Origin of the sequence: Cognataquiflexum nitidum (genome assembly GCF_022538055.1) — a bacterium.
In the GTDB taxonomy this organism is placed as follows: Bacteria; Bacteroidota; Bacteroidia; order Cytophagales; family Cyclobacteriaceae; genus Cognataquiflexum; species Cognataquiflexum nitidum.
Genome location: NZ_JAKZAM010000003.1, coordinates 212454 through 225478 on the forward strand (window position 1 = coordinate 212454; position 13025 = coordinate 225478).

Sequence of the window (13025 nt, forward strand, 5' to 3'; positions counted from 1 at the left end):
TTATTATCTTAAACTTAATGTAAATCAGATTAATTTATTGTTACTTATCTTGCTTTAGATTTTCGATTTGATTTTCTAAATCTTCTAATAGACTATTTTTTTGGGTTATCATATTTTCAAATTTTTCAATTTCCTTTTTTAGCCTCTCATTTTCTTGTAAGATTTTATAAACATCAAAACTACCCAATTCATTAACTTTTTTTAGAAATTCCATTATATGTCTTTGGAATACTGAAGGGAATCCTCCATTTATGCTAGTTTTAAATAGCTCGTTTCGATTTGTGTCATAGAAAATTAATTCCTTGTCAAATGAATTATAATCACCTTCAATAATGTCTATCAATTCAAAATTATTTATTTTAACTTTTGTCGAATTTCCATTTTTATCAAAAAAATCATATCTGCACTGAATATAACCTTTTTGACATTTTTTTAGTGGAGTTGATTTAATAATGAAATCAAAATATGACAATTTAATTGCCTCTTCTAAGCTGTCTTTATTAATTACAGAACCATCTTTAAACCAAGCAGAATATATTATTTCCATTTTTATTATTTTATAAATTAAATTAATTTCCATCCCCACTTTTCCTTTTTGGAGTCGTAGGTTTTTATGATTTGTCCTTTGAAATTTTGCCCATCGCTGAGCTTGTATTTTATAATCAATGTTGGCTGGATAAAAGCATCCCCAATAAATCCGAAGCTTGCTCCAGGTTTGATTTTTACAATTCCTTCAACTTCTTTTTGAAATTGGGATTTGAAGGAATCATCTGTTATTTTCTTACAGGTTAAGACATTGTAACGCCCGCCTTTTGCGCCTCCATTGAATCGGACTGATAGCACTTCTCCAGGATGGACTTTTTTTAGAAACCGGTCGAATTTGAAGAAGCCAAACTTTTCTTCGGATGCGATAAAGTTAAGCATGCTCTTATCCGAATTGACAAACTCCACAAGAACGAGTTCTTCCGGGGTATCCGAATATAGTATGCTTTCGGCCAAGGCTGTATGCTGTCGATAGAAGGATTTATTGGAATCCAAAGTCTTTGCTTCTTGAAACCAAGATTGACTTAACCATTGATTGATGATTCCAGGAATCTTATGCCCGTGAGATTCCTTTACTTTCAAAATCAACTCGATTTCTCTCTTGGCTTCGTTATAAAGTTTTCGTTGGATCATTGCTTCCGCCATCTTTTGCCTCACTCCAACCAACATCTCCTCCGGACTGGTACAAACCAATGCCCGACAATGGCAGGAAAAGACTTTTTCAGGATCTTGTTCTACCGCTTCAGCTAAGACTTCCCATACCCAAAAGTCATTTTGCTTCTTTTGTGCAAAAGGAATCAAGGCAGACAAAACGTTCTCCTTTTCCCCCAAAGCCAACAAGAGTTTAGCCTGGAAATATGGTGGGTATTGGTAGGCGGGATATTTCTCACTTAAAGCCTCTATCTGGGGGAGAAATTCTTCTGCTTTCTCCCGATTGAAATAAACATTCCCCTGCATGTCTCTTTGGGGTAGGAGGTGCTTGGCATAAGCGATATAAACCTGCTCGGCCAAGGCCATGATTTCTTTTCCGGTTGGGAGTTTCTCCTTCTGAAAATCATGTTCGGAAAGATTTTCCAAACCCCACCAATCCATGAATTGGAGGTAATATCCGCTATCTTTTAAGCCTTTATGAAACCCTTTCAATAAAAAACTATATCCGTCAGAAGGTTTGGTAAAATGGAAGCCTTGGATCAAATCAGCCAACTTCTTTATTTTTTGAACCGGAACAGGTTCTTCTTTGGACAACGCAAACACTAGCTTACCTCCCTGAAAAGACAGGGAATCAAACAGCATCTTTTCATCTTCGGGTAATTGAAGCTCAACCAACTGAATCAGCCAATAAACAAAGTCTTCAAAGCTTTCAGCAGAAGCATTGATCTTCAGGTAGTCGTAATACACCCAACTGAGATTCCTCTTGGTCCAGATATTTTCCGGATTAGCTTCGAATTCAGCCTTGGCCATTTCCAAAGCTTCTTCAAGCCTTCCGGATTGACGTAGTTCTTTGATTTCTTTAGCTGGCATATTCGTCTTGTTTAAAAGTTTGCAATAACGTTTTAATGTTTGATAGCAACGTCGGACTATTTGTCATACTTTGAATAGGAACAACCCTGCCAAAAAAACCATTCTTTTTATATTCAAAATCAACTACAGCTGTTTCATTGTTTCGCTTAAATCTATAGCGCTCTTTGTATTGCTGATGTTCAATACCATCAATGTTGATACCCGTTTCTTTAAACAACAATACTAAGTCATCAAACAAACTTCTTGTAAATGGGAACTCTTCTTCTACCTCAAAGTCAAATTCAATTTGGCTAATAATCGTTTCGGCTGTATTTCGCTTTATGGAAACATTTGGTAAATGATTTAATATTTCAGCTATTGTATTATTGAATGCACTACTTGGGGAAAGATTTGGCATAGACGCAAATGGATTTCGAAATTCATTTTTCCCGTTTATATAAGTTCTGAAAACTGCTTTGTCTTGCTCCCTCTTAAAAGTGTATCTAATCTCATAGCCAAATTTCTCCCACCCAACAATTTCAATGTATTGCTTCCTTACTGCCTGGCGAACTTTGATAAAATGATCCTGCAATGCAACAGGTTGCTCTAAAAGGTTCAGCATTGTAAGCTGTTGCAGCAATTCATTGTCCAGACTGATTTCTTCTGTTTGAACCTGATTGCCATTTAATTCTTTTAATGCATTCAAAACTGTTACATCGAGGAATGTCATATCTGAATAGGAATTGAAAAACGGTGGATTTAATGCATATAAGGTTTTTGATGCCCGGGTGATTGCGGTGTACGCGCATCGATAAAAATCCTGATTTGTTTTTCCAGCTCTCCGCTGTTTATCTGTGAAGCAGTCGAAACCTTCCATAGTATCATTATCCCAAACGGTAAATACATTATTCCATTCACCACCTTGAGCCTTATGGCAAGTAACGGCATAACCGTACTTCATAAGCAGGCAATTGAAAAACTCATCCTGCATAATGGCTTCCTTAAACTCTTCTGTTTTGGGCTTTAAACCCTTATGCCGGGTAGTAAAGTCTACATACAAAGCTTGGGTTTCTTCCGGCTTCAGGTAATTGTCTCCGTAAAGGAAGTTTTCAAGCATTTTGCCCTTTACAATCTTATTATTGGTTTCTATATCCGGAAAAACCAACTCCACATCACGCCAGTAAAGTGTTACCGGATTTTTACCTCTTAATGCAATTGTTCGCTGGGTAACTACATCGCTTACTTCATTGATTACTGCAAATTCACCATTAAAAATGCCCTTGCGATAATTATTACCACCCATGATGACAATATCACTTTTCTGAATAGGCAAATCAGCATTACCAAATCTTCGTCCTCTTATCTGTAAATTTAGATCAAGACAAGTTTTATTCTTACTGGCAATTATAATTTTTGGACTTGCTGCAACTTGCCAAGTTTCGAGGAAATTTTCATAGGTAGGATTTAGAATATCCTTAGCATTTGAACGCAAATTGAAGTCATTGAAAAAACGGGCTGAAATACTCTTACGAATTTTTGCAGCTGCTCTCAGAATGCCACTATCACCACCTTGCCGTTTTATTTCCTTCATTTCGGTTTCTTCTGAAGAAAGATTGAACTTCTCTTTAAGATAGTTGGCTTCAAATGCTTTTGAACTATTATCTCCTACCGGTGGTAATTGACAAGGGTCTCCAACAAAGATAATTTTAGAATTTACGTTAGGCTGTGCAACCCTTGTGTAAGTAATCAAATCAGACAATAAGTGGCTTGATCCAAAACGGAAAAACTCTCCTTCGCTTTTGGCATCAGATAACATCGAGGCTTCATCCACTATGAATATCTTGCCGACCACATCCACATTTTTCCGGATTTTATAATAGTAATAGAAAGAATCACCTTCTTCTATCTCTACCATATCTTCATAGCTATAGATAGACTTATGAATAGTGTACGCTTCTTGCCCAGTTTTTTCTTGGATTACTTTTGCTGCTCTGCCTGTTGGAGCCATCAAGGCAAAATCCTTTTCAACTGCATTGAGATATTCTGCTAACCCTTTCAGGATGGTTGTTTTACCACTGCCGGCATATCCTTTCAGCATAAACACCTGCACTGGACTGGCTAAAAAAGCCTCCAGCTTAGTTAGAGCCGCTTCCTGGTCTTGGCTTAGGTTTAAATGCTTAAAGTGATTGAATATGCTCATGGATTTTAATTTGAATCAAAGCTACGCGAATGGTGTGCAGTGTAAATGCACAGAGAAATGGGTGGTTTTTCTAAGTCAGATCAAAATCGATATAACCCAATGAAAAACAATACATTATAAGCTTTTTCCTTCAATAATTGATTGACTAATCTTGGTTTTGAGTTCTTCAAGAACCTCATAAACCAGGTAGAATTCTTCTTTTCTCTTATTAATAATGAACCTTCCGTCATTATATAGCTTTGATTGGTCTTTGGTTAGTTTATTAAACTCTATGTATCCCCCGTCCAGAAAACCGTTGATTTCAAATTCCTGAAGCGTTTTATCATCGTTAACTTCCGATAGGGAACTTCTATGACTTAGTTCATTTCTAAAATCATTTAAAAAATAAAGATGCGATGAGATCTTTTTATCTAAAGTCACCATTTCTTTTAGGGCGGTTAATTTTATTTTATAAGGAATATGAAAAATCGAGGTTGGTTCTTGAGATGGTGAATAGTTGGAGTTCTTTTGCTTCAAATAACGATTGACTGATCTAACATCGCTATTAGATATCTTAAGAAAAAAGTAATTGACCATTTCTTCAGCCTGTAAGTGGGCATATCGGCAAAATTCCCCAAAGTTTTTTTTGTGGTTTGGCGTCCCCTTCTCAAACCTACACATTTCAATACAATCTCTAAAAAGTTGTTCACGAGAAGGCTCTTCAAACCAAGAATAGTCGATAAGATTTTGGAAGTCTAACGCCAAATAGTTTCTAATTAAATTAACTTTTTGGTCTAGGTTTTCAGAATTATCCGTCAAAAAATCAACCTCAACCGACTTCTTTTCCACCCCATTTGAATGAAAAGTCTGTATTAATTGATCTCTAAACCATTCATTTCCAGGAGAAGTTGAAATCTCCTTTACAAACTTCAACAAAGCTTTGAGTTTATTCCTGTCCATTCATTAATCATTATTTTCGAAAATTTCCATTGCCTTTTCCAAGCCTTCTTTAAACAGCAAATCCAATACATTTTCCAGAAAATCTTCTCTTTTTTGCAACTTCGGTTTTATTGGAGCTCCGCATAATTCATTAAATCTACTTTTCAATTTACTATACATATTTGACTCCCCTCGCACCATTTTCAAATAGTTCAATTTTCCCTCAATGACACTTGCCATATCAGGCCTTCCTTTTAAGATATGACTTTTATTCTTGAGGTATTCAGCCATGAAAAAGGAGTATGCCCTATCATACCCGTATCTTTCCCAGTAATACAGCCACATCCGGAGCTGCTTAACATAGCGTTTGGAAACATTTACTTTTTCATTGACCACTAAGCCTGTGACTTCTTGTCTAAAACCTTCTTTCTGAAGCCGGGTTTTTGACTCTTTTATTTCAAATCCTTGATCTTTAACAACCCTCTCAAGTTCAATCAGAAACTCTGAATCTTTCTGATAAACATTGTGCATGGAACTGAAGGTAAGATCATCTGCATATCTAGTGTATCGAAGTCCAAATCGTTTAGCCACCCCATTCAACCGATGATCCATTTTGTGGCAGATGATATTGGTAATCGTAGGTGATGTCGGGGCTCCCTGTGGAAGTACATTTCGCTTAGTCTTGACCCAATTATTTTCAGGATCTTTGCGTTCTACCTCAAGTTCAGTACAGCAAATTCCAGCAATTATATTGGCGATTTCTAATTTGCCCAAGGAAGGGATCTCATTAACCAACCATGCCACTTTTTTGGCATCATTTTCAAATTTCCAGTGAGAATGGTGTGATTTGGTTATTACATAAATGGGTTTTTCATCATTTATGGAACTAGAGGCAAAAAGCTTAACCTTGAATTGATTTGAGGGAACGGGAACAAAAATTTCATAAAAAGGATGGTCTCTTTCCGGAATATCACTTTTATCAACTACGACTTCTGAAACATAAGAGTAACGATACCTTTGGAATGTTATATCCTTAGACTTTAAAACCTGAGTTGAGAATTCTTCCCAAGGCATAGAAAAAATTTCAGGCGAAGTTTCTTTATTAAGATTGAATGGAGGCAATTGAAGAACTTTCCAAACTCTTGCCTGTTCGATGGATGGGAAAAAGTCTTTTAAATCTAGATTATAGACATAACGCTGGCCAACGTGAGCCTTGGCATTATCTACAATAGATTTTCCAGGGACAAATCCCGTTGCAGCAAGGTGAGGCTGGTTAATTGCCTGAAGGATTACATTTAATATTTGTTGAAGTGATTTCAGCTTTCCAATAGGGGCATGGATTGATCTTTCACCTCCGGATTTCTTGTTTACCTGAAATTCAAAATACCTTTTACCTCCTAGGTTTGCATTTGCATATCTGGTCAGTTTTGTCATACTAAAGGAGTATGCTTTTTCCCCATATATCCACTCTGCAACCAGATTGATAAAGTTCAAAAGATCTTCCTTGGTCTGAAGTCTTTTAAAATTTTCCCTTACGTATTTAACTTGATTTTCAGTTAGCATCGCTGATGAATTAAAAAATTCTAGAAGACCTGTCGATATATTCTCCGTTTATGAACTATATATTTCATAAAATTGAAAAATCTAATTCAAGAAAAATTTCATTATTCTTTCATGAATAATTCGATTTAACTCAACCATTCATCCCGAATTTCTTCGGAACACCAACCGCTCTGATTTAACCTTACGGCCATTTCCAGTTGGCACAAATCAATAGTTTTCGACAGGTCTTCAAAGAACTTCCACAAAGGAAAAATATTACTGTGCAGTAATGCTTCACAGCAAAATCTGTTTTCCTATATTTATTTACCGGTTGAATAAAGCCTTGAGACTTAACAAAAGCCGGACCTAATTCAAACGGACCGAAAATAAACAAAAATGTCAACTAACAAAAATGCCCTAATCCGTTATAAAGTCCTTGATTCTTGTTTTCGAAATCCAGGAAAGCGCTATTTTATAAATAGTCTGATAGAGGAGTGCGAAAAAGTTTTAGCAGAAATCGACCCGAAGACCAAGGGGATTTCCAGAAGGCAGATTTTTGATGATATCTCATTCATGGAAAGTTCGGAGGGATGGTCGATAGATTTGGAACGCCTTAAGGATGGAAAAAAGGTCTTTTATCGTTACAAAGACCTTTCTTTTTCAATAAACAATATGCCCCTGAATGAGGTGGAGATCAATCAGCTCAATGATGCAGTTGATATCCTTTCGCAATTTAAAGGAATGCCTCAATTCGATTGGATTAGCGAGATGATACCGAAATTGAGGCAGGGAATTAACTCATTTGGACCCGAAACCAAATTGATGGAATTCGAATCCAATGAATTTTTGAAAGGAAAAGACCATTTAGGAACTCTATACAATGCTTTAAAACATAAGACACCTTTAAAAATAAGCTACCAACCATACCAAAATGAGGTTCCTTACAAGCTTATTTTCCATCCCTACTATTTAAAGCAGTACAATGGAAGATGGTTTTTGTTCGGCTATAGTGCCATGAATGGAAAATCTGACTGGAATTTGGCAATTGACAGAATTTTGGAACTTGAAGATTTTTCAATCCCTTTCAAAGAAAATACCGAAATAAACTGGGTAGAATATTTTGAAGACATCATTGGCGTCACCAAACCGGAAGGACAGCCCATCCAAAAAATAGTATTGTATTTTTTCGGAAAAACCGGGCGATATATTGAGAGCAAGCCTATCCACGGATCTCAGAAAAGTAAGTGGATTGATCCAGAGACTTTGGAAGTCAGGCTGGAAGTAATCGCAAATTATGAATTGGAAAGATTGATACTTTCATATGGGGAGTCGGTTTTGGTCCAATCTCCTTCATCGCTCAAGAAGAAAATATATTCAAGAATAGAAGCCTCTTTAGGGATGCAAGGAAAAAATCTTCAATAACTATTAATTGATTGAAAGTATTTTTTGATAACCAATTTTTATAAAAAGTCCCATTTCAAAAAAGATCACGGTTTTTAAGAACCGGTAGAAATTTAATTCTCAAAATTTTTTCTTTTCAATTTCTGAGTGAGCATATCCGGCCTATCACTATGGAATAACTGGCCTGAATACTTTTAAACCTTCTGAACCCACCATTTAAAGCGAAAGATAAAATAGTTTGTAGATGTTTTTAAATCTATAATCGGGATTTTTTAACCTGTGAACTTCCACTGCATTGATGCGTCGGAAACTTGTATCACACAAACGGAACAATCATGACCGAGCAAATTGAAAATCAAAAAGGCCTTTATGATCAAGGCTTGGAAGATCCAAGATGGAAGCGCCTCAGACTTCAAGTTCTGGATCGAGATCAGCACCAATGTAGATTCTGTCAGAGCCAATCGGATCTTCAAGTTCATCACCGGCAATACCACAGAAACAAGTCCACCGGTGAATGGAATAAACCCTGGGAATATCATCCCTTTTTCCTGATCACTGTCTGCGATTCCTGTCACTATCAAGGACACCAACACTACCCAATACCTACCAAAGAAATCTAAAATCGTTTCAATTATGAGCATCTTCACCAAACTCTTCAGAAAAAAAGCTCCCTTAACGGTTGAGCAACAATCACAAGTCCTGACTCCAACTGAATCCATGGCTACCACTGTACCCATGATCGACAAATCCCTCTTTACCGAGGATAGACACCCTAGTGAACTCTTTCCGGTTCCTGATTCTCTCGCTACAAAAAAATCCAAGAAAAGCCTCCTGGAGGATCTCAAATCTAAAAATTACTATGCCATGGGCATGAGAGATGGATATGACGATCCAAACTTTGAAACCATGAATCAGAACGTCAACCTGATCGCCTGTGATTATAAGGAAGTATATGCTGTGGCGATTCAGGAAATCGACGAGCACCTTCTGAAAATCGAACGCACCCTGGTACCTCAATTCGAAGAGCAGATGCCCTTTGAATACCGTGAGGTAAAGCTGCAAAAAGAAATGCTGGAAGAGCATAAGAGAGATCTGAAGCAACAGTTTGATCTAGCGGCCCTGGGTGAAGGTTATATTGAAAAATCAGTGGAACAATATAGAGCAGGCTTCAGGAAAGGTTTGCGCCAATGGACCGATGAAGTAGTGTTGTTCAAACCTTTTAGCACTTTATAATCATGCTACTTAAACTATTTTCCAATCTGTTTGGCTACAACTACGAGGTAGTAAAAGCCCAAACTACCGTCAGCAAACAGAAGATCATTACTTTGGGCACACTGATGCTGATTCCAGTTTCCCTTTGGACAATATCCGGTTTTTACATTGGTTATGACCTTTTGGGAGCAGGTTTTTTCCAATCCTTAATCGGCGGATTGTTTGTTGGTACTCTGATTCTGATCATCGACAAAAGCTTCCTCACTACTCCAAAAGAAAGTGTCAGTAAGTGGCTCAAAACATTTAGAGTAGTCTTTGCAGTTGTAGCAACGATTTTGGGTTCTATCGCTTTGGATCTGATGTTTTTTAGTGGGGACTTGGAGGAATATCGGGAGAAAAAATCCGCGAAAATTCAGAAAAGTGAGTCTGATAGTTTTATGAAGGAAAACAATCATCTCCTTACTAATCTTGAGAACTCCATATCTAAACAGCAATCAATTACCGAAGCTTCCAAGATTGATTGGAAAAATGAAGCGGATGGTACAGGAGGTTCCGGCAGTGCAGGAATAGATAAAATAGCACTTCTGAAAGAAGGAATCTATAAATCTGATGCCGCAAAACTAGCACAGATGGAAGCTAGCCTTCTTTCAATAAAAGATAGTCTTGGTCAAGAAGCAATCCTTTACGGTCAAAAAATGGCGACCAAGAAGAGTAATGCTTTGTTGAGCAAAGTCACAGACTTGCATGATTTTATCCTGAGTAGCGGATTAAGCATGTTCTTCTATGGGCTGTTTTTTGTGGCCGTGTTTTCCCTAGAAATTTTCTTTCTCATCACAAAATCATCTACAGCAGATTCCCTTTTTGATAAAATGCTCTATGCAGAGGAGAGAATGGGAGAACGCAGGCTCCAAACTTTGATGACTCAAAGAGATGAAATTCTTCGCCAAGATGGACTCTTTGGCCCTCGAGCAGAGAGAATCCGTCAATTGGCTTCAGAACACGACAACATCCGAAAAATCGGATAAGTAAATCTTAATAACCCAACCTTTATCAATCTTAAACATGGAAAATCAAGCAGCAAATTCCTTTAACAAAGAGAATTCAACATTAAAGAAAAAGACCTTCTACCATCTGGTCTTGGATCGAAGTGGAAGTATGAGTTCCTGCTGGGAAGAAGCCATCCAAGTTATCGATAAGCAACTTTTGGACTTGAGGCGAATTCAAATCGAAAATCCGGATTCGGAAATCATTTTCTCACTCTGCGCATTCAATCAAGCACTTCATTTTTCTGAAGAATTAATGAATGCAGAAACGTCTAAAATCGACTGGAAAACAATTTTTCCTTACGGAATGACAGCCTTATATGATGCCATTGGAGAAAGTATTGAATTTTTGAAAGACAAAGCAGGTCAGAGTTTAGAAGAAAAACATTCTGATGTTATCATATTGATTTTGACTGATGGATTAGAAAATTCTTCTAATAAACACCTTGGCCCAGAGATAAAAAAAATGATCGAAGCTTGTGAGCAAACCGAAAAATGGAATTTTCTATTTCTTGCGGCAGGTTTGGATGTTGAACAAGTAACAAGAGAGTTTGATCGTGGAAGAAGAAATTCTTTAAATTTCAATAAATCAATGATGGCTTCTGCTGTAGGCATGGTCAGCGATGAACTCTCGAACTTTGTCAAATCCAAAAACACTGGAGCAAAGAAGAAAGAATTCTTCAAGGATGGGGATGATTTAGCTTTTTAAAAGTTGACTACACCTCGCAAATCTTGAATCTTTATCAAGTTTTATTAACTCAAACCATTAGAAACAAAAACAAATGAAAAATACCCTATTACTGTTAATTAGCTTTCTGACCTTGATGTCAACTCTTTGTGCTCAAGTAAAAGAGGGACACTATATTGGATTTGAAGTGGATGAATGGGTTTACAGTAAAAATCAAAAAACACATATTTTCCTGGAGACAGTCGAATTAAATACTCAGATAATAATGAATAAGAATAAGATTGAATTTCAAAAAGGAAAAGATGCTGAATGGCTCGCCAACAAATGGGAGTTTGATGAAACAGTAAAGGAAGAAGATGGAACTGTTTTCTACAGATACTTTGATGAAAGAGAACAAATGGTACTTTTTACTCCAGAAAACAATCTTTTGTATTACTATTATAATTGGGACGATACCTTTAAAAACTTCCGGAATTTAACTGTTTATAAAAACCTTCAACTTAAAAGCAAAAAGAATCAAACTCTTGAAGATTCCGAAGAGCAAGTGGACCTCGCCAGATTTATCATTACAGATGCCAAATTTAATGGTGAAGATGTAACTCCTACAGTAGTGAAGAACAAAGCTTATACTGTTTTTTATACTTTAAAGGGAAGAGAGGAGATTTACATGGCGAATTATTTTAGTGAAGCTAACACTCAAAGCTTCGGGCTGTTGTATGACTCAAATCTGGAAGTATTTAAGGAGACTGAGGAAGAATATAAAACAGACGTACTGACCTCTTCTTGGAGATATATGAATGATTATGATGATAAAAAGGGGACAGCCAAAATCAAATTAATAAAAATTTATAAACCTCAAGGAATCATTTTTGAATTAACAATCATTGCTGAAAATCTTGACTTAACGGTTTACAAGGGGTATATGGAGGGATCTTTGGATTTTTCAATGTTCAAATAGTTCACATTTAAGCCTTGTATTGGCAACTTTGGATGCTTCATCGTTAAGAGCGGTTTGGCCTATGATCCACTGTTACCGGTTAGTGCTTAATTTTTATATCATAGAGCTTATAATGAATGGTCAAAGCCAGAAATGCTTGTCTTTTAAGATTAACGTTTGATCATCATTGTTAAGTTCATAGACATATTCAATCAAAATATCTTTATAAATGGAATTAAACCTTTCTCGTATAGTACCTTTAATTAAATCACTCCTGTTAATAGGAGGAAGATTGGGTGGCCAATTAAGAGTTGATTTATAAGTTTCAAAATTATTTATTAGCCACTCTTTTTCATTAAAATCAGTATTATTCAGTTCCGAAAAAGCCTTTATATAATCGTCTTCATTGAGCATAAGGCATGTATTTTTGGGTTACCTTTCGATTCATTGTTTGCCGTTTTCATTGGTCAAATAAAGAGAATCTCATTTCAGTCAGCTACCATCAAGATAGCTGAATTTTCTGAACTACAGTCGAATTTGAGAAAATGGTTACCGACACATAAAAAAGGAAGGCACCTTCATCAATCGGATCTGTATTCCGGTTGCCCTATCACTGTAAAAAAAATCAGGATCTGACACGGATTTCAATCAAAAGACTGGTTTCTTTTTTATAGGTATTTTTGAAATCTACCGAAAGTTTGTGCAGTTATAACGAAAAAGGGATGAATTTCCTCCCTTAAATCATTGTAAAACTGTGTAGCCTCGACGGGAATCGAACCCATATCTATTGTTTAGGAAACAACTATTCTATCCATTGAACTACGAGGCCATTTGCACTTGTAAAGATGACTAATATATCTAACCCATATCTATTGTTTAGGAAACAACTATTATATCCCCGTCCGACCGATGTCAGCCGGGCGGGCATTGAACTACGAAGCCATATTTAGACCGCTAGATATGAGATGCGAGATACTAGATTTGCAACCTGTGTTTGAAAACAACTCCAAAAAGTCTTTAAATAAAGCTGGTCTTGTTTCT

General features: G+C 36.5%; 12 protein-coding genes and 1 tRNA gene. 5 read left to right on the forward strand and 8 right to left on the reverse strand.

Annotated elements, in window-relative coordinates:
- Positions 1-40: 40 nt before the first annotated feature.
- The 5 genes from MMU07_RS03170 to MMU07_RS03190 form a co-directional block, all read right to left on the reverse strand.
- Positions 41-580, reverse strand: coding sequence for a hypothetical protein (locus MMU07_RS03170; protein WP_241124385.1), 540 nt, complete (start codon positions 578-580; stop codon positions 41-43).
- Positions 565-2064 (reverse strand): DUF7017 domain-containing protein, encoded by a 1500-nt coding sequence (locus MMU07_RS03175; protein ID WP_241124386.1) that lies wholly within the window; start codon positions 2062-2064, stop codon positions 565-567. Before MMU07_RS03175 ends, MMU07_RS03170 begins: the two co-directional genes overlap by 16 nt.
- Positions 2054-4243 (reverse strand): ATP-dependent DNA helicase, encoded by a 2190-nt coding sequence (locus MMU07_RS03180; RefSeq protein WP_241124387.1) that lies wholly within the window; start codon positions 4241-4243, stop codon positions 2054-2056. The genes MMU07_RS03175 and MMU07_RS03180 overlap by 11 nt, the downstream gene beginning before the upstream one ends.
- 114 nt (positions 4244-4357) lie before the next feature.
- Positions 4358-5182: a hypothetical protein gene (locus MMU07_RS03185; RefSeq protein WP_241124388.1), complete on the reverse strand. Its 825-nt coding sequence runs from the start codon at positions 5180-5182 to the stop codon at positions 4358-4360.
- 3 nt (positions 5183-5185) lie between these two features.
- Positions 5186-6655, reverse strand: a complete 1470-nt coding sequence (locus tag MMU07_RS03190) for a reverse transcriptase domain-containing protein (RefSeq protein WP_241124389.1) — start codon at positions 6653-6655, stop codon at positions 5186-5188.
- A 444-nt stretch (positions 6656-7099) separates the two neighbouring features.
- Here MMU07_RS03190 and MMU07_RS03195 point away from each other — a divergent pair, with 444 nt between their 5' ends.
- Positions 7100-8125 (forward strand): helix-turn-helix transcriptional regulator, encoded by a 1026-nt coding sequence (locus MMU07_RS03195; protein WP_241124390.1) that lies wholly within the window; start codon positions 7100-7102, stop codon positions 8123-8125.
- A 251-nt stretch (positions 8126-8376) separates the two neighbouring features.
- Here the strand turns inward: MMU07_RS03195 and MMU07_RS03200 are convergent, their stop codons facing one another.
- Positions 8377-8745, reverse strand: a complete 369-nt coding sequence (locus MMU07_RS03200; RefSeq protein WP_241124391.1) for a hypothetical protein — start codon at positions 8743-8745, stop codon at positions 8377-8379.
- On the opposite strand from MMU07_RS03200, the gene MMU07_RS03205 reads away from it, so the two are divergent.
- The 4 genes from MMU07_RS03205 (at position 8738) to MMU07_RS03220 (ending at position 12005) form a co-directional block, all read left to right on the forward strand.
- A complete protein-coding gene (locus MMU07_RS03205; protein ID WP_241124392.1) occupies positions 8738-9337 on the forward strand; it encodes a hypothetical protein in 600 nt (199 codons plus the stop codon). The genes MMU07_RS03200 and MMU07_RS03205 overlap by 8 nt on opposite strands.
- Before the next feature lie 2 nt (positions 9338-9339).
- Positions 9340-10341, forward strand: coding sequence for a DUF4407 domain-containing protein (locus MMU07_RS03210; RefSeq protein WP_241124393.1), 1002 nt, complete (start codon positions 9340-9342; stop codon positions 10339-10341).
- Positions 10342-10378: 37 nt separating this feature from the next.
- Positions 10379-11068, forward strand: coding sequence for a VWA domain-containing protein (locus MMU07_RS03215; protein WP_241124394.1), 690 nt, complete (start codon positions 10379-10381; stop codon positions 11066-11068).
- A gap of 73 nt (positions 11069-11141) precedes the next feature.
- Positions 11142-12005, forward strand: a complete 864-nt coding sequence (locus MMU07_RS03220) for a hypothetical protein (protein ID WP_241124395.1) — start codon at positions 11142-11144, stop codon at positions 12003-12005.
- A gap of 120 nt (positions 12006-12125) precedes the next feature.
- Here MMU07_RS03220 and MMU07_RS03225 read toward each other — a convergent pair whose 3' ends face one another.
- Both MMU07_RS03225 and MMU07_RS03230 read right to left on the reverse strand, forming a co-directional pair.
- On the reverse strand, positions 12126-12398 hold the full coding sequence (locus tag MMU07_RS03225) for a hypothetical protein (protein WP_241124396.1): 273 nt from the start codon (positions 12396-12398) through the stop codon (positions 12126-12128).
- Positions 12399-12741: 343 nt separating this feature from the next.
- A tRNA-Arg gene (locus MMU07_RS03230) sits at positions 12742-12813 on the reverse strand.
- Between the last annotated feature and the right edge of the window lie 212 nt (positions 12814-13025).